Source organism: Streptomyces sp. Qhu_M48 (assembly GCF_051305195.1).
Classification (GTDB): Bacteria; Actinomycetota; Actinomycetes; order Streptomycetales; family Streptomycetaceae; genus Streptomyces.
Map to the genome: position 1 here is coordinate 4,050,632 of NZ_CP195432.1, position 16,536 is coordinate 4,067,167.

The 16,536-nt window shown below is 67.9% G+C and carries 13 protein-coding genes and 3 pseudogenes; 6 read left to right on the forward strand and 10 right to left on the reverse strand.

The window, feature by feature from the left end; translation table 11 throughout:
- Nucleotides 1–33: 33 nt before the first annotated feature.
- The 4 genes from ACRRSS_RS18540 to ACRRSS_RS18555 all read right to left on the reverse strand — a co-directional run bounded on the left by ACRRSS_RS18540 (nucleotide 34) and on the right by ACRRSS_RS18555 (nucleotide 4,652).
- Nucleotides 34–2,196 (reverse strand): hypothetical protein, encoded by a 2,163-nt coding sequence (locus tag ACRRSS_RS18540; protein ID WP_435972229.1) that lies wholly within the window; start codon nucleotides 2,194–2,196, stop codon nucleotides 34–36.
- Between the two features lie 382 nt (nucleotides 2,197–2,578).
- A complete protein-coding gene (locus ACRRSS_RS18545) occupies nucleotides 2,579–2,893 on the reverse strand; it encodes a hypothetical protein (RefSeq protein WP_435972230.1) in 315 nt (104 codons plus the stop codon).
- 382 nt (nucleotides 2,894–3,275) lie between these two features.
- Entirely contained in the window at nucleotides 3,276–3,509 is a 234-nt protein-coding gene (locus ACRRSS_RS18550; RefSeq protein WP_435972231.1) for a hypothetical protein, read from the reverse strand.
- Between the two features lie 474 nt (nucleotides 3,510–3,983).
- On the reverse strand, nucleotides 3,984–4,652 hold the full coding sequence (locus ACRRSS_RS18555; RefSeq protein ID WP_435972232.1) for a hypothetical protein: 669 nt from the start codon (nucleotides 4,650–4,652) through the stop codon (nucleotides 3,984–3,986).
- Between the two features lie 392 nt (nucleotides 4,653–5,044).
- On the opposite strand from ACRRSS_RS18555, the pseudogene ACRRSS_RS18560 reads away from it, so the two are divergent.
- Nucleotides 5,045–5,626 (forward strand): annotated as a pseudogene (locus ACRRSS_RS18560) (IS5 family transposase); the annotation flags it as partial.
- On the opposite strand, the gene ACRRSS_RS18565 reads toward ACRRSS_RS18560, so the two are convergent.
- From ACRRSS_RS18565 to ACRRSS_RS18580, 4 genes are all read right to left on the reverse strand, one after another.
- Complete coding sequence (locus tag ACRRSS_RS18565) at nucleotides 5,591–5,995, reverse strand: hypothetical protein (RefSeq protein WP_435972233.1); 405 nt, start codon at nucleotides 5,993–5,995, stop codon at nucleotides 5,591–5,593. The pseudogene ACRRSS_RS18560 and the gene ACRRSS_RS18565 overlap by 36 nt on opposite strands.
- 241 nt (nucleotides 5,996–6,236) lie before the next feature.
- Complete coding sequence (locus ACRRSS_RS18570) at nucleotides 6,237–6,704, reverse strand: YxiG-like protein (protein ID WP_435972234.1); 468 nt, start codon at nucleotides 6,702–6,704, stop codon at nucleotides 6,237–6,239.
- A gap of 43 nt (nucleotides 6,705–6,747) precedes the next feature.
- Nucleotides 6,748–6,903 (reverse strand): hypothetical protein, encoded by a 156-nt coding sequence (locus tag ACRRSS_RS18575; protein WP_435972235.1) that lies wholly within the window; start codon nucleotides 6,901–6,903, stop codon nucleotides 6,748–6,750.
- Nucleotides 6,904–7,521: 618 nt separating this feature from the next.
- A complete protein-coding gene (locus ACRRSS_RS18580) occupies nucleotides 7,522–7,968 on the reverse strand; it encodes a DUF6228 family protein (protein ID WP_435972236.1) in 447 nt (148 codons plus the stop codon).
- Nucleotides 7,969–8,883: 915 nt separating this feature from the next.
- Here ACRRSS_RS18580 and ACRRSS_RS18585 point away from each other — a divergent pair.
- On the forward strand, nucleotides 8,884–9,102 hold the full coding sequence (locus tag ACRRSS_RS18585; protein WP_435972237.1) for a hypothetical protein: 219 nt from the start codon (nucleotides 8,884–8,886) through the stop codon (nucleotides 9,100–9,102).
- Between the two features lie 234 nt (nucleotides 9,103–9,336).
- Here ACRRSS_RS18585 and ACRRSS_RS18590 read toward each other — a convergent pair whose 3' ends face one another.
- Nucleotides 9,337–9,606 (reverse strand): hypothetical protein, encoded by a 270-nt coding sequence (locus ACRRSS_RS18590; RefSeq protein ID WP_435972238.1) that lies wholly within the window; start codon nucleotides 9,604–9,606, stop codon nucleotides 9,337–9,339.
- Nucleotides 9,607–9,767: 161 nt separating this feature from the next.
- Here ACRRSS_RS18590 and ACRRSS_RS18595 point away from each other — a divergent pair, with 161 nt between their 5' ends.
- The 4 genes and pseudogenes from ACRRSS_RS18595 to ACRRSS_RS18610 form a co-directional block, all read left to right on the forward strand.
- A complete protein-coding gene (locus ACRRSS_RS18595; RefSeq protein ID WP_435972239.1) occupies nucleotides 9,768–10,637 on the forward strand; it encodes an IS5 family transposase in 870 nt (289 codons plus the stop codon).
- A 28-nt stretch (nucleotides 10,638–10,665) separates the two neighbouring features.
- Nucleotides 10,666–11,039 (forward strand): annotated as a pseudogene (locus tag ACRRSS_RS18600) (hypothetical protein).
- A gap of 286 nt (nucleotides 11,040–11,325) precedes the next feature.
- On the forward strand, nucleotides 11,326–12,249 hold the full coding sequence (locus tag ACRRSS_RS18605; RefSeq protein WP_435972240.1) for an aminoglycoside phosphotransferase family protein: 924 nt from the start codon (nucleotides 11,326–11,328) through the stop codon (nucleotides 12,247–12,249).
- Between the two features lie 329 nt (nucleotides 12,250–12,578).
- A pseudogene (locus tag ACRRSS_RS18610) lies at nucleotides 12,579–12,817 on the forward strand (transposase family protein); the annotation flags it as partial.
- Nucleotides 12,818–12,900: 83 nt separating this feature from the next.
- On the opposite strand, the gene ACRRSS_RS18615 reads toward ACRRSS_RS18610, so the two are convergent.
- On the reverse strand, nucleotides 12,901–16,536 hold the full coding sequence (locus tag ACRRSS_RS18615; RefSeq protein WP_435972241.1) for a LamG-like jellyroll fold domain-containing protein: 3,636 nt from the start codon (nucleotides 16,534–16,536) through the stop codon (nucleotides 12,901–12,903).

Genomic DNA, 16,536 nt, shown 5'->3' on the forward strand with positions numbered 1-16,536 from the left:
TGCGCCTTCGCTCGTGTGCAGTGTTGTTCGGGTTCAGGAGATGCTGTTGTACTCACCGCCGTCGGAGGAAAGAGTTGCGGGCTGCGGGGCGAGCAGCGGGTTCTTCCAGTTGCCGGTACCGCGGTAGAGGTATGCGCCGTGCGTGCCGACGCCGAGCAGGTCGGCTCGGCCGTCCCGGTTGGCGTCGCCGAGGCCGACGAGGTGCAGGTAGGTGTTCCAGCCGCCGCCCACCTTCGTGCGGGGAGCGAGCGTGCCGTCGCTCTTGCCCAGGTGCTGCCACAAAACGCCGGCCCGGTCCCGGGCGAAGAGGTCGCCGGCCGCGCCGCCCGCGACGTTGCCCACGGCGACCAGCTGGTTGTAGATACCCCAGCCGGAGCCGATTTTCTTGCGGGCTGCGAACGGGGTCGCGGCTTTGCCCGTGCTCTTGTGCAGCCAGAGGTCGCCGGCCTTGTCGACGGCTGCGAGGTCGGCTCGGCCGTCGCCGGTCAGGTCGCTGCCGCCCGCGATGTGGTGGTACGCCTGCCAGCCGCCGCCCACGCGGACGCGGGCGGAGAATCCGCCGCGTCCGTCGCCCTGGTACAGCCAGAGGACACCGGTCCTGTCGCGTGCGACAAGGTCGGCGACCTCCGAGCCCGCGACATTGCCGGTGACCTCGATCTGGTCGTAGATCTGCCACCCAGGGCCGATCAGCCGGTGCGGGTCGGCCTTGAGCATGACGTGCTCGGACTCCAGCTGCGTGTACGCGGTGTCGGCTCGCCACAGTTGCCCAGGCGCGTCCCGGAGGAAGACGTCAGGGGTGCCGTTGTCGTCGAAGTCGTGCGGCGCGGCCTTGCGGATCACGGTGAACGATCCGGTCGCGGTGACGGCCGGACCGATGAAGTTGGACGGTACGGCGGTCAGCTCCCACGTGTAGGTGCCGTTGTACTGGCCCTGCCAGTCGAACGATGTCCGCGCGATGTCTGAGTGGTCGTAGTCCCTGTAGCCCACCCCTGTGCGGGTGTGCCGTATCTCGAGCACCGCGTGGGAGGGCGGCCGGGACAGGTTCCAGGTGAACCTCGCCCACCCGGAGTTCTTGTCGAGGTCGACCTTGGCGGGTACGTCGTGGCCCGTGACCTGCAGTGCGGTGGGCTCGCCGGTGCTCGCCACCAGGGTTACGGCCGGGGTGTCGTTCCCTGTCGCCGTGACCTTATACATCCCCTCGCCCTGGGTGACGCTGCCGCCCCGCACGTACAGGCTGCCGTCGCCGGCCATGGCGGCCGAGGTCATGTGGTCGAGCAGCTTCGTCTTCGTCTTCGTGGCCGGGTCGTACGCGGTGACGTCGGCCAGCTGGGAGGAGACGTTGATGCTGTCAAAGACGCCCGTGGTGGCGTACACGACCCAGCCGCCGACGAGGCGGACCAGGAAGTCGCCGTGCAACGTCCCGCTGACGGGGACCTCCTGGACGGTGTCCGTGGCCCGGTCCAGGATGAAGATCTCAGGGGTGGTCCGGCCGTCGTACTTGGACCAGAGGACGTGTGTGTCGGAGACGGCGCTGTTGGTGGCCCCCGCGGGAACGTCGTAACTCTTTCCGATCGTGTCGGTGGCGAGGTCGAGCAGAGCCCACTTGCGCACGTTGTCCACGGTGAACTGGACCAGGGCGTCGTCGGCCGTGCCGGGCTGGACCCAGACCGAAGCGGCACCGGCAGGCAGGCCCGTCACATGACCGGTGCCGACCGCGAGGGTGTGCTTGCGCAGATCCCTGCCGTCGGTGGTGAACACGGCGTCCGCCGCCGAGCCGGCGAACGCCGGTTTGTTCGCCAGAGGGTCGAGGGCAACCTCACGGATGCCCATCGTCGTCATGTCCCGGAGCGTGACCTTGTAGTGGTCCGCGAAGACCAGGAAATCGCCGGTCCGCGTGGACCGCAGATAGGGCCGGCCGCTGTAGCCGGTCGCGGCCCCGTTCGCGTACCAGGCGAAACGACTCGTGGCAGTGCTGCCCACGGGCTGGGTGAGGAAGCCCTTCACCCCGGCGTCGACCAGCTTGTGCTGCTTCGGGAACGGGATCGGGGCCGCAGGCGTGGCCGACGCGACGGCCGTCGGCGGCCGCACCGGGGCAGCGGACGCCGGGACGGCAAGCGCCCCCACGCCGAGGGTGACGGCAAGGACTGTGGAAATGGCGACGACCGGCCGTGGGCGGGTCGAGTGGACGTGAGCCACGTTCGTATTCCTTCCGGAGCGCAAGCGCACCGTGCGCCTTACCCGTTCAGACTCACGACAGATCGAAAGGTTGCAGGCATTCAGCGGCAGTTGTCCGTGTGCGGCGTGCGCGGACGTGAGCGAAGGCTTGGCGGGGAAGCCGTACGCGAGCCCTCACCGGTCCGGCGACGGGACGTTCCAGCGCGATGCGACGGCCGTGTGGTCGACGGTGACGGCCTGGTCCTCGGGGCAGCCTGTAAGGGGCCGCGCGTCCGTACGCGCACCCCGCGCACGGCTCGTGCAGGCGTGCCGGTGGGCGCCCGCCGGCCCGGCCCCGGCTGTACGGGACCCCTTCCACGCCCGGGCACCGCGCCTGCGGCCTCCGGGTGGGAGTTGGCTGCCGTCAGCGTGTGCGCCCTGCGCTCTTGGCCGGTGCGGTGTGCTGCCGCTGTGCGGGGAGGGCGGCTTGTGTCGGGGCTTGCTGTCCCGTGGGTGTGGTGGGTGGAGCGGGAGCGGGGCGGCTGTCGGTGCGACGCGGCTTCGGGGTGTGGGCGTGGTCGGGGGGGGAGGGTGGTGTCGTGAGGGAGTGGAGGGTGGCGTCGACGAGGCGTCCGGCGGTGGTGGAGGGCGGGCCGTCCTGCCAGGTGGTGTCGGTGGTGAGGCGGGCCAGGTGTGCGGTGAAGAGGGTGGTGCCGCCTTGGTCATGGATCTGGTTCATGCGATCGGCGAGCAGGGGCCACTGGCGGAAGCTGATGAGGAGGTCGGCTTGTGTCTCGGGGAGGGTGTCCTTGAGGGCGCCGACGATCGCGGCGTGCGCGAGCCGGTTATCGCCGAGCTGTTCCAGCGCTTTCGTCCGGTCGCCGAGGTCCAGATTCCAGGGGATGTTGAGGCCCTCGGCCAGCGGGCCCTAGGAGCGCTTCGCTTCCGTACTCGCGGGTGGCGCCCACGGGTCGGCAGCCTCCCGCACCGGCGCAGCGGCGGGAGTGGGCGCCTCGGGGATGGGCACGGGTGTGGCAGTCGGTGCGGTGGCGGGTGCGGGGACGCGGGGGTCAGCCAGCGCGGGGGTGGGGGTTGGTCGCCGTGGGGGTGGGGGCGGTTGCTTAGGCAGGGGCCACGGTGGTGACGGCAGCAACGGCCTGGTCGACGCCCGTTCCGGCGGCGTGCGCGTCGGTGAGGATGCGGGTGACGTCGATGCCCTTGGCGTCGAGCTGGGCCATCGCGGCCGCGATGTCGGGCCAGGCGAACAGGTCGTTGCGGCGGTCGCCGGGCAGCTCGCTGATGTCGACCAGGGAGTCGTACGACGCGTCCCACCCGGTGTCCGGCGACGAGCACACGGGCCTTGAACGTGCCCCTGTGACGTCCATCCGCCACAGCTCATTCGAATCGTCCCGAAAGGAGCAGGTCACTGATGCCGCCACCGGTCAGGTCATCCGAGCCGACGAGTTCTTGTACCCCTTGAAGCCGGTACCCAGGGAGGTCCTCGCGGACAGCAGCCCGGCGGCCGAGCCCGTGTCGTACCGGAAGAGGAGGTCGGCCTCCGGGTCCCGGGCGACCAGGTCGGGAAGCCATCCTCGTTGAGGTCACCGGGACTGGTGATCACGTCGTACGCGTTCCGGCCCCTGCCCAGTGCCTTGTGCGCGGGCGTGAGAGCGGCGGCCTTGCAGCCGGGGATGCAGCGGCGCATATCCCAGTCCGGGAGACGGACCCAGGACGTCGTTGCAGCCGTCGGAGTCCACCCAGGAACGAGACCTCCGGTCAAGGACATCGTGTCCCTGATCGGAGGTCTGCCGTCCTGATGCGCTACCGCTTCAGCCGTGCGTTTCCTCCCCGACAGGCAGACCAAGGAACCTCGCCGGAGCCAGCGCGAGGAACTTCGACATCACAGTGGCGAGGCGAGCCTCTTCGGGGCCATCGGGGTCACCAGCCAGGCTACGAAACGTCAGTTCCAAAGCCCGGTCACCGTCGCGCACCAGAAGTGTGGTGATCCGGGCCTGCTGCCCGGCCGCGCCCGCGAGCATCGTCCGCATCAGGGCTTCGTCACCGAACTTCCGCTCCACCTTCAGTGGCTCGCTCGGATCATCGGCAGGGTCCAGCAGCCCAACGGTGATTTCCTCACCACCGACGCTCATCGTCCAAGCCGAGCAATGGGTGTACACCGCTCGCATGTCAGCCATCCAGGCCAGGGCAGCCCCAGCCGCCCGCTCCGAGACTCCCTCGTCGACGACAATCGTGGAGTCGGCGTTCATGAAGGAGGTCCTGACCTCCCTCGCGGCCTTGTCCTGGAACGCCCTGTTCAGCAGCGTCGTGAGTTCTTGCGTCGGACCGGTCATCGGCGGCGGGTCCTCGTCGGACGAGGGGGACTCCAGCTCGGTGAATTCATCGAGCCCCGCGACGCTCAGATCTTCCGCCGTGACCAGCAGCCCTTCGAGGTCCACAGGCCGCGCGGCCGACGAAGGCGAATCGCTCATGGCGTTCACAGAGTTGCCTTTCGTGAAACGGTGGATCGTGCGTGGCAGGAGTCGAGCGCGGCTGCAAGCGGGCCCGGGTGAGTGGGGTCTGGGTGAGCGGGACGGCGGGTGCTTCGCCGATCAGCGTGAGATCCGGCCCCCACCGTGACCCGGCCGGCGGCCGGACGGCGGAGGTTTCGGCACGCAGCCGCCCGGGACTTGAGCGAAAAGCAGCCGACATCCCTGCACCTGACGTTCACGCACAGGTTGGAGAATGCGCCCGCTACGCCGACGCGCACACTGTATGCACGTGCGTACACAGTGCGCAACCATGTGCCGACGGGACGGGCCGGTGCTCATCGGCAGAGCCGTCGCAGCAGGTGAAGGGGGTGAAGTAAGTCCTCGCGTTGCTTGCACTCTTGGCGCGTAATCAAGCGCTCTTGGCCAAGCTCCGCAGCGCGGACGCCCTGGCTTTCCCGGGCGGCGGTCGACGGCTCCCACATCCGGGCGCTGAAAGGGGCCCCAAGACGGGACGAAGCCCTGTCGACCGGGGCAGGACGGGCAGCAAGCACCACTTGATCACCGATGCCACCGGCATCCCGCTCGCCGTCGCCCTGACCGGGGGCAACCGCAACGACGTCACCCAGCTCATCGCACTGCTCCAGGCAGTGCCGCCGGTGTGGGGCGAGCGCGGCCGGCCACGGCGACGGCCCGATGCCGTGCTTGGTGACTGCGGTTACGACCACGACATGTACCGCCGCCTGGTCCGCGCGCTCGACATGAAGCCACTGATCGCGCGACGCGGCACCGAACACGGCTCCGGACTCGGCACCCAACGCTGGGTTGTCGAGCGCGCATTCGCTCACCTGCACTGGTTCCGCCGACTGCGGATCCGCTGGGAGATCCGCGACGACATCCACGAAGCCTTCCTCACCCTGGGATGCGCACTCATCTGCTGGCGGCGCCTGTCACAGCCGATCCGAGCCCTCCCCCTGCCGCAGTAGCCGTTCCCTGACCGAAGGAGCACGGTCAAGGAGCTGGCTGACCTGCATGCCTTCTTCGCCTGAGGTCACCCTCGGTAGAGGGGTGAAGTCCTCGGGAAGCACATCCAGCCAGCTCACCACACGGTCTCCCGTGCGCAGAGTGATCAACAGCTCGCACCGCAGCTGACGTGGAACATCCGGCCGGTGGGACAGGCTGTTCCACAGGGCCGGCCAAAGGTAATGGGTTCCATCGGGCGCCACACTCGCCCGCACCCACGCCGGGTCCAGTCGCGAGTTCAAGCTGAGGTCACACGCCCGCTCCTCCAGTTTGAACAGCGAGGCCGAGTCGATGACTTTCACCTCGCGAGGCAGCGGCTGATCGAAGTCCATCGCCCCATGCTGCCCGACAGCACCCCGCGGCGAGGAACTGACCCCCCAACAACTCATTCCGTTAAGAGTTCTTAGGGCTTGCAGAGAATTAACTTGTGGGTTTTGGGCCTTGACATAGCAGGTCAGCAAGTTGGTCACCTGCATGTTGTTCTTCTGTGAGCCCTTACTCAGATCACCCCGCCCCATGACAGACAGAACGATTCCGATCCGCGCGAGTCACAAGATCACACGATCCTTGTGATCAGTCCGCGACGAAGGGTGCGTATCCGACCGGGACCTCGCTCACCTCAAGGTCCGAGAAGAGCAAAGTCAGGTCGTGCGCGTTAGTCTCTATGTGAACCTCATGGAAGTCGATCCCCACAGCCTTCGACCAACGACGGGCAGCCTCCGAGTGGGGGCGAAGCTCGGCTCCGTACATCTCGTGATACTTCGCGCCCCAGACGTACCCGCCGAGGTCTGGGTCAGCGGTTTCGCGGTCGAGAAGACTGTCGTCCAAGGAAGCCCGCCAAACGTCCGCAGACTGGAACGTCTCGCACCGCGCTTCGACGCAATAGCGAAAGAGATATCGCAGGTAGGTCTGCGGACTCTGGGGGCCGTTCCACAGGTTGATGACGACCTCGTAGTCACGCATGTAGGAGGTGTACCCGTGATGCACGACAGGGTGTTCAATGGTCTCGTTCAGCGTCTGCTGAAGTTCTGCGGTGTCCATGTCGCCTTTGTACTCTACTCGGCAAGCCCCTCAACAGCGAGATTCAGATGCGTGGGACACCCGCCTGAGAGATCGACCGGACAAGTTCCAGCTCGGCCTCTTCCTGGGCGCGGTCGAGGGGTAGGTCACGGTTGTCGAGGTCGAGGTCCCTGACCGTCTCGGTCAGGCGGGCGGCAAGCTCGTTGCCGACCGCGCGCATCCGCAGCCCCTCGCCGTGGCCCCCGAACCGTCCGGTGCGCTCGATGCCGCTGAGGGCGGCGTCGTCGACGGGCGCGGCCGCGGTGAAGGCCAGGCGCAGCCGCCGGTCGATCGCCGTGCCGACGGTGCCGGCCTCGGTGCCGACGCCGGACGGCGGGAGCGGAACGTGGTCGGTGCGGTGCTGGGGCCAGCGGACAGTTCGCGGTCCAGGAACCGGCGCAGGGGGGAGTGGGGGCTACGCAGCCCGTCAGTCAGGGACAAGGAGTGATCACCGTCGGGCGCCGCGGGGGCGCAGGGGAGGGTTCGGACGGTAGGAAACTCCACTGACACAGTGTCACCCACACGAGGTAGGAACGCGGAGCCGTGGGCACGGGATTCACCCGGAAGAGTGGCGGCGCGACGTCTTCGGGCAGGGGTGACCGGGTCGGACAGCGCGGTATCGCCCGTCGTGTCACGCAGTCCCTCACAGTCTCATAGGCTCACAGCTCACCGCGTCTACCTGGGAAAATGGTTGCGAGGCTCACAGGCTCACTGGTCTGGGGCTGCGCGTGACACCAGCCGCTGTCCTCACTGTTTGCCAACGAAGTTGGACCGGTCCGCGAGGTATCAGACGCTCCGGCTACTCGGCCGGGCTGATGAGAAGGGCATGGATCTCGGCGGCAAGATGCTGCATATCCTCGCCTGCAGCGTGCACCGTGGTCGTTTCGAAGTGCCACTCCTCGGCGGGCGGCCGGTTGTGGATGCCCCACGTCAGATGTACATGGCCACCAGAACGGTGCTCTGCCGAGAGGGTCAGGTCGTACTCGAGGGAGTGCCAGGTCCGTACTCCCTGCCAGCCGCGGAAGTCCTCCGCCAGTGAGGAGAGGAAAGAGTGGAGGCCGTCGCCGTCCCAGGTCCGAACCGAAGTCTCGATGCTCACCCATCGGCTGCGTACCCGCACGATGAAGTCGAGGGTCGGCTCCTCTCCGTAGGGCCGCGTGGGCTCGGAGAACAGCAGTTGCACCGCCTGCACCCCGGGGGTCCCCACCCGGACGACCAGACCATCAGAAGTGTCGTCGTCGATCATTCAGCCAGACTAGGAGACCCGCTCGACCAACCGTGTGATGGTCCAACTTCGATGGCAATCGGTCCAAGTTTCTTGTTACCGGACATCGACCTGCTGCTGCCAGGCCGACAGCCAGGTGGTGAGCTCATCCTCGGTATAGCGGGTCGCGTTCCCTCCAGGCTTCCGGTCGGCACTGCGATGCCATGCCTCGGCGAATACCCTCGCATGTACTTGCGAGCCGTGGGAGCCGTCCAGGGCAGGATCTTCTTCGCGCACGCTTCCGTCAGCGAGTACCTGGGAGCTGCCGTAGGCGGCTCGGGCGCAGTCGTGGACTGCTGCGGTCGGCGCTCGTGCTCGATCATCGGTTCCATCGTGGCCAGGATGCGGCGCAGGGGCGCGTCCGGGGCGCCGGCTGCGAGGGCCTGCGCTGCCAGCTCGGCCACGGTGGACCCGGCGGCGCGCAGGCTCGCCACCCTGCGATTGCGTAGCTCCACCGCGTCCGCGAGGTCCTTGAGCAGCTGCGTACAGTCCATGCCCCGCACAACGTCCGTGATTGGGCGGGAGTGACGGGCAGCGGCATGTGGCAATCCGGATCCGGGCGCGGTGGCGGGGTGCAACGCGGGGGTGCAACACCCCTTCTCGCGATGCAGCGGAGGCATCTTCGCGGGTCAGGCCCACAACAGGCGGTCTGTTGCAATGTGTTGCGCGAGTGCGTTGCACGGCAGCGTTGCACCCCGTATGCAACCAAGGGTGACGAACGGCTGTCCTCTGACAGGTGATCTTGACCGATTGCCACCCAATCTTGACTGCCGATGGGGTCCTGCCACTTGATCTTGGCCAGAGGTCCGTCCGCTACGGGCCCGCTGGCGGATGCGGTGTGCTCGGAGGCCGGGAAACCTATCGCGGTCGCACTGGGTCTCCGGGACGCTTGGCCCCATGTGTATCGACTTCGACGGCGTCACGCCGGTGCCACGGATGCTGCTCCTCAGCGAGTTCCAGCTCAACTCCGATTTCCAGGTCGTCCTGGACCGGCCTATGTTTGTCACGGTGGGCGACCGCGTCTCGTACGAGGGTGGCGCCGTCGTGGTGACTCGCCCGACCGGCGAGCATCGCAGGCACCCGGCTGGCAACAGCCACTGGATCTGCCGCCGCTGACCGCTGGACGGTCAAACTCACCTGGCAATCGGTCAAGATCATCTGTCAGAGGACAACGGCGAGGTTCGTGTCTGGGGCCTCACAGCTCACAGGACGGTTGATCCGAAACCTGTTCACCAGGGAGAACGGTCCGCCACCTCATAGGTAAACGGCGCAGAAAGCTGCATTTCGGCTCACAGCTCACAGGCAGGCCGCCAGGGTGTTGTGAGGTGTTGTCGTCGCTCAGTGTGAACCTCACAGCAGACGCGGGGGGGGGGGGGGGGAGCAGTCGCACTGCCCGCACTTGTGGCAGTCGGCGCAGCCGAGGCAGAAGGTGTGTGGCCATGGCCAGGGGCAGTAGCAGATCGGGTTGTAGTCGGGGTCGCCTTGGCCGGGGTAGAGCGGTTCGCCGAAGGGCGGATCGGTCCAGGCGTCGACGTCCCCGTCGGCGCGCAGTTCCTCGTAGTGGTGGCCGATGTCGCTGTGCTCCTCCCAGAGGGCGGCGACCTCTGGGCCGTGGTTCATGCCCGGCTCCCTAGGGTGATGGCGCGGGGGAGGAACGCGGCGAGCTCGCCGGCGGCTTCGAAGTCGGCGGTGGCGAGCCGGTCAGGACATGTGCCGAAGCCCGTTAGGCCGTGTTTTGAAAATCGGCTCTGTGCCTCGTCCCGCATCGCGATGATCTCGGTGTGGGACGAGGGGATCTTTCTGACGACCAGTGGGCTGTGCTGGAGCCACTGTTGCCGGTCGCGGCGCTGGGGCGGCCGTCGTTAGGCCGGCGGAAGCTGATCGACGGGATCCGGTGGCGGGTGCGGACTGGTGCTCCGTGGCGGGATCTGCCGTCGGAGTACGGGCCGTGGCAGACGGTTTACGGACTCTTTCGCCGCTGGCAGCGCGACGGCACCTGGCCCGGACTGCTGACCCGGCTGCAGGCTCGGGCGGATGCCGCAGGACTGATCACGTGGGAGGTCAACGTCGACTCCACGATCTGCCGGGCCCATCAGCACGCCGCGGGTGCCCGCCGCGACGGCCAGGCCCAGAACGAACCGCCGGGCGGAACCTCTATCGAGCCTGACGACCATGGACTGGGCCGGTCCCGGGGAGGCTTCACCACCAAGATTCATCTGGCCTGCGAGCAGGGCCAGCGGCCGCTGTCTTTGCTGGTCACCGCAGGTCAGCGTGGTGACAGCCCGCAGTTCGTCGCCGTTCTGGAAGGCATCCGGGTGCCCCGCACCGGACCTGGCCGTCCCCGTGTCCGCCCCATCCGAGTGCGTGGCGACAAGGCGTACTCCTCCCGGGCCAACCGGGCCTACCTGCGAAAGCGGGGGATCCGCTGGACGATCCCGGAGCCTGCCGACCAGGCCGCCCACCGCAAGCGGCGCGGGAAGGTCGGCGGACGGCCTCCGGTCTTCGACAGCGAGGACTACAAGGCCCGGCACGCGGTCGAGTGCGGGATCAACCGGCTCAAGCGCAACCGGGCGGTCGCCACCCGGTTCGACAAACTCGCCGTCCGCTTCGAGGCCACCGTCCTGATCGCCGCGATTGGCGAATGGTTATGACCGGCCTGGGCTGTCCGTTCCTCATGCCATGCTGACCGCGACCAGGGCCGACAGGGTGAGGGAGAGACCACGATGGGGGCTCAGTACTACGGCGCCGACAGCGAGAACGGCGACCGCATCGACGACCCCTCCGAGGACGCGCTGTTCATGCTGATCAGCGACCTCAACGACTCCGACAACACCTTCGTCGTCGTCCAACCCGACGAGGACGACCCCGTCTGGTTCGCCTCCGTGGCCGTCCTGGACGAAGGCGGCTACGAGATCGTCCGCCGTGACACCACCCGCAACGAGCACGAGGTCACCACGGCGACCAGCATCCACGACATCGCCTGCGACCTCACCATCTGGATGGCCGCCCGCGACTTCCCCGGACGGCCAAACAGACAGGTCAGCACGTTCTAAAACACCCCCTAGTTGTCACTGGCAGAGCCGGATGACGTGCCGATGGGGCCGAACGAGGCAGCCTGCTTGTCACCACTCAGGCACGCGGCTTGTCACACCTGCGCGTTCAGCAGACCTTCTGTCACCGGTGGCAGAGAGCGGGGTCCTGCTACTTGCGGCGGTTTCACATCCCCACGGCCGGTGTCCGCCCTGGCTTCGAGATGGCTGGTGCGCCGCGATGGCAGGCTGTCCGTCGACCTTCGGTAGGTTGCGGCGCGAACCTGATTCCCTGCGAAGGAGGCCCGATGTGAGCACGTTAGAAGCAGACGAGGTCCCGCGTCACCTGACGGCGTCGTACGCCACGGGCTTCGGTGAGGAGGGGAGAGTCTGGATCGCCGGACTGCCGACTCTGGCGGCGAACATGCTGGAACGCTGGGGTCTGGAACGGGACGGCGCTGCAAGAGCCGGGGAAGCCTCACTGGTGCTGCCGGTGCTGCGCCGCGACGGTACGCCCGCGGTCCTCAGACTCCAGATGCCCAGACAGGAGACCACCGCCGCGCTGATTGGCCTGCGTGCCTGGAACGGCAAGGGGATGGTGCGACTGCTCGATCACGACCCTATGAGCAGCAGCATGCTCCTGGAGCGCCTGGACGGATCCCGCACGCTGGCCTCGATCAACAATGACGACGTGGCGATGAGCACCCTGGCCGAGCTTCACGCGCGGCTGGTCGCAGTCCCCGCGCCGCAGGGACTGCGCAGTCTCGGCGACATCGCCTCCGAGATGCTGGAGCAGGTCCCACAGGCGATCATGAGGCTGGTCGACCCGGCCGACCGTCAGCTCCTGCGGAGCTGGGCATCGGCAGTGGCCGAACTGGCCGGTGAGCCCGGGGACCGGATGCTGCACTGGGATCTGCACTATGACAACGTTCTCGCCGCACAGCGCGAGCCGTGGATCGCCATCGATCCCGAGCCACTCGCCGGCGACCCAGGATTCGATCTGTGGCCCGCCCTGGACAGCAGGTGGGACGACGTCGTGGCGAAGGGCGACACCCTACGCATCGTGCAGCGGCGCTTCGACCTGCTCACCGATGTCCTCGACCTGGACCGCGCACGCGCGACCGGCTGGACCCTGGGACGGCTGCTGCAGAACTCGCTCTGGGATATCGACGACGGTGAGACCAGGCTCGCTCCGTCCTCCGTCGCGATCGCGGACTCGCTACTCAACCGCTGACCTCCGGCCAGGGGTGCCGGTGACAACAAGCCTGCCTACGTGACAACTATCGTGCTTCGGCTCAACGGGTAGTTGATGCTCGCCGTGAAAGGCGCCAATCGGACGATGCGTGGTGCGTAGAGAACACCACCGCAACGACCAGGAGCCTCGTCTCGTTGCACACCCTGCTGACCTGCCATTTCACCCCGCAGAGGCAGGATGAAATCGGCTCAGTGAGCTCTTTCGGAGTGACCACTGAACGGGTAACGGGCCGGCCTCCCGCAACGCACGAGGCTCCTGAGCTGTTGATAGGGGTATTCGACGTCTCAACTCATCAGCGCAAAGCCTAGTTGGTCACCTCTCCCGCCGTACTCGACCTGCCTCACCCCTGGTCGAGTGGGTCACCCTGCTCATCGTCACCTGTGAAGGTGACCGCCGCTGCAGACTTCCGTCTCACCAGGACGCTCTTGTCGGCCTGATCCACCTTCGCCGGCACGACACGCTCGCACGGATCGCCGCCGGGTTCGCCATATCCGTCGGCACTGCTCACGCCTGCGACACCGCCGTCGTCGATCACCTCTCCCAGCGGGGACGGTACGGGCCTGTGTTCACATCTGGACGCCAGCATTTCTGTGGGTGTGTCCGCCGATTCGGGGGTGCCTGGTGGGTCGGTCAGAGACGGACGTGCGTTCCCCTCGGTGTGATCGTCTCGAAGGGCAGGCGGGCCACCGTGGAGCCGTCCACGGGCAGTGGTTCGGCCCCGTTCGTGATCTCGGTGTCCGACAGGGCCTTGCGGACCAGGATGAAGTCGTCCATCGAGCCCTGGAACCAGTCCTTGGGCTGTGCCTCAGGGCGGGTTCCGAGCAGGATGCCCTGGACGTCGAAGCCGTCCTGGTAGGTCAGGGAGCCGGCCACGGCGCCTGTCGCGGTCTTCAGGAGCTGGGACCCGTCACCGATCGACAGTGTCAGCTCCCCGGCGTCGCGGCGCAGGACCACGTGCCGCCAGGTGCCGTCGCCGAACACTGTCTTCTCTGGGGCCTTGGCCACCAGGCTGGTGATCCCCCGGTCAGTCTGGACGTGGGCGACGATGTCGTTCGTGTCGGTCCTGGCACGGATCCACAGCTGGCGTTCGGCGGTCCCAGCCCCGTAGGCCCTGACCAACACCGGTTCGTCGTTCTCGGCCGCCTGGTAGCGGACCCAGGTCGCCAGGGTGAAGTCGCCGTCCCCGAGCGCCTCTGCCTCCCCGTAGGGGAGCTCCACGGAGTCGTTCACCCCGTCGAAGCCGAGGCCGCGGCCGTACCTGCCGTCCCCGTCCGTGACGGTGGCACCGCCGCGCACCATGGCGTGGTTGCACTGCGCTGAGGTGTCGAAGGTGCCACGGGCAGTGGCGTCGACGGCGGGCCTCATCACCAGGTGCTGCTCGGTGTTGCCGCCCTCCATGGTCCACCAGACGGTGGGCGCGGGGTGCAGCGGTGGGCTCCAGCCCCCCATTTTGGTGTCAAGGATGTCGGCCCTCTCCATGTCGCTCAGCGCCCGCTTGTAAAAGCGGAAGTCGTCGAGCTCTCCGGTGAGGACCTCGGTGCCATCGGGCTTCGAGCCGATTCTGACGCCCTCGGGGACGGTGACTCCGTCCGTGAAGGAGCCGCTGACTCCCGTCGCGGTGGCGGGGGTTCCGGCGTCGACGCGCAGGGACAGGGTGTCGTTGGCGCGGGTCAGGGTCAGCAGGTGCCACGCGTTGTCGCCGAACGCCCAGCTGGCCCCCGTGTCCTCCAGCTCGATCGTGGCTGAGGCGGACGTGGTGGCCGCGCGGGCGGTCAGCCGGTCCGTCGACGGCGTCACGCCGACCGACAGCAACGGCTTGCCGTTGGTGGACCCGTACGCCGACAGCAGCGCAGCGTTTGAGGGGTTCTTCGCGGAGTCGTAGCGGAACCAGAGGGCGAAGGTGAAGTTTCCTGCGCCGCTGTCCACGGCGGGGACGCAGGGCGCCTCCACACCCGGGAGGGCCGAGGAGACGCCGAGGGCGGCGCCGTTGATGCGCCCCGCAACCTGTACCTCCTTCGTCTCCGGGTTCGCGGTGCCGAGCAGGGTGCCATCGGCGCACTGGCCGGAGACGTCGTCCTGGATACGGACGTCCGTAAGCGACACGGACCCGGCGGTGTCGATGACCTCGAACGGAAGGTGGGCCTTGAGCGAGCGCGGGGCCACCTTCTCCGGCTCGGCGCCGCGCAGAGCCGGCCACTGCGTCGCGTCGAGCGCCTCGCGGTAGACGCGGAACTCGTCGAGGGTGCCCGTGAATCCGTCCTGGACGTCAATTTCAGCGGTACCTGTGTCGAGCTTGTCGCCGAGGCGGATGCCCTGGACGTCGTCCCTGCGCCAGGGGCCGAGCCGGCCGACGTCGACGGACGTGACGGCCGGTGCGATCGTGTCGACGGCGAGCTTGATCTCGGCGCCGCCGCGAGTGAGCACCAGGTGGTGCCAGGCGTCGTCGCCGAAGGCCGGCGTGGCGAGCTTGTCCGCCGGCGCGTCCACAGTCAGCGTCACATAGCCGCTCTCACCCTTCACGCGCGCCATGACCTGGTTCTCCGCCGGCTGCACCCGGATCCACACCTGCGATGTCGGATCGCCCACGCCATACGCCCACATCAGGGCCTGCTGCGGCGAGGCGGACGTGGATCTGTACTTGAAGAACAGGGAGTACGTCATGTCCACCGTGCCCGCGTTCAGCGACGCGGTCCACGGCAGGTCGGCGTGGCCCTTGGTGCCGCCCGCGCCTCCGTTGAGCTTCAGCCCCTGACCGAACTTCCGGGTCTCGAGAACGCCACCCGGACCGGAGGCGGCACCGTTACCAAGGTAGGCGTCGTTCGCCTCGACGGTGGTGTCGGGCGTGGTCCGCCCGGCGGCGGGCACCTTCTGCGGCAGGCCGAAACCCTTGGCCGCGAACGTGCCGGGAAGATCGAGCTCGTCCACCGTGAAACGGTTGAAGTAGATGTGCTGGGCAGAGAACGACGTACCGCTCTCATACAACATGCCAATATCACCAGCCGACAGCTCCGCCATGTCGGAGTAGCTGGCCCGGTCACCGAGGTCCGTGCTGACCTGCCCGCCCGGCGCGTCCTTCCAGGTCGCCCCCTTGTCTTCGGAGTAGCGGATCCTCATGCCCTCGCGCAGACTCGCATGCGAAGGGGTCGACATCAGGAGCAGATCACCCGGGGCGGCCCGGTAGGTCTTGCGCGGGGCGAGCACCGACACCTGGACATCGGGGCCCACCCAGCCCTTGGTGAACCCGAGCCCGGGCACCTTGACCTTCGTCATCCCGTCCGCGGGGTCGACCGCCTCGGTGGCGGTGACGTGCATGCGGTGCCGGGCCTCGTACTTCGCCGGCAGCGTCGTGTTGACGCGTACGTCATACGGGCTGCGGGCGCTGACGTACACGCTGCCGTCGGCGAGTTCGGCGACCACCGGCTCCCCGGGCTTCGCCACGGGAGACTCCGGGCCCCAGACCGGCCCGTCGGGATCGCGCTGCGGGGCCAACGGCAGGCCGGAGACCTGCTCGGCCCGCAGGAACGAGTCCTCGGTGATGCTGCTCTTCCAGGTCGCGCCCCGGTCGTCGCTGTAGAGGACGCCGACGCGCTGGGAGTCGTCGTCCCCGGTCTCGTACGCGCCGACGATCAGACGTCCGTGGTGCGGGTGGCCCTGCTTCTGGATCTGGATCCCGTGAGAGGGCCCGGTTCCGAACCACTTCTTGCCGGCCGTCAGACGCGGCACAGCCGTGGGTGCCCGGAAGGTGAGGCCGTCGTCGTCGCTCCGCTGCACCCAGGACATACGGGTGCCTCCGGGGAACGCCGGCTCGGAGTTGGAGAAGAGGAAGACGGATCCCCCCTTCTCGTCCGGCAACACGTCGGCTACGGGCGAGGGGTTGCCCCGCACCTGCGCGGGCCCGGCGGCGCTGGCCCGGCCGGAGAGGACGACCCTGATCGGAGACCAGGTGCGCCCCTCGTTGGTGGAGCGGCGCATGACGATGTCGATGGGGCCGCGGTCGGCGCACGACGGGGAGGTCCTGCCCTCGGCGAACGCGAGGAGGGTGCCGTTCTTCGTCGTCGTCAGGGTAGGTATACGGAAGCAGCCGTAGCCGGCGGTTCCGGAGCGGAAGAGGACCTGCTGGACGCCGAGGCGCGCCGCACCGGAGAGCTCGGTACCGCTCGCCGCCGCCGGCTGCGCGGCGGTGAGACCGAGCAATGAGGCGCAGGAGGCAAGGGCGGTGAGGAGAGCGACGGGCCGTCTTCGCGGCCGTGATCGTGACCATTTCAT

Excerpts from the sequence above, each read along its gene's own strand:
- ACRRSS_RS18545 (WP_435972230.1), bottom strand. The coding sequence starts at position 2,893 with ATGAACCAGATCCATGACCAAGGCGGCACCACCCTCTTCACCGCACAC.
- ACRRSS_RS18565 (WP_435972233.1), bottom strand. The coding sequence starts at position 5,995 with ATGGACTTCGATCAGCCGCTGCCTCGCGAGGTGAAAGTCATCGACTCG.
- ACRRSS_RS18570 (WP_435972234.1), bottom strand. The coding sequence starts at position 6,704 with ATGGACACCGCAGAACTTCAGCAGACGCTGAACGAGACCATTGAACAC.
- ACRRSS_RS18575 (WP_435972235.1), bottom strand. The coding sequence starts at position 6,903 with ATGCGCGCGGTCGGCAACGAGCTTGCCGCCCGCCTGACCGAGACGGTC.
- ACRRSS_RS18580 (WP_435972236.1), bottom strand. The coding sequence starts at position 7,968 with ATGATCGACGACGACACTTCTGATGGTCTGGTCGTCCGGGTGGGGACC.
- ACRRSS_RS18585 (WP_435972237.1), top strand. The coding sequence starts at position 8,884 with ATGTGTATCGACTTCGACGGCGTCACGCCGGTGCCACGGATGCTGCTC.
- ACRRSS_RS18590 (WP_435972238.1), bottom strand. The coding sequence starts at position 9,606 with ATGAACCACGGCCCAGAGGTCGCCGCCCTCTGGGAGGAGCACAGCGAC.
- ACRRSS_RS18615 (WP_435972241.1), bottom strand. The coding sequence starts at position 16,536 with ATGAAATGGTCACGATCACGGCCGCGAAGACGGCCCGTCGCTCTCCTC.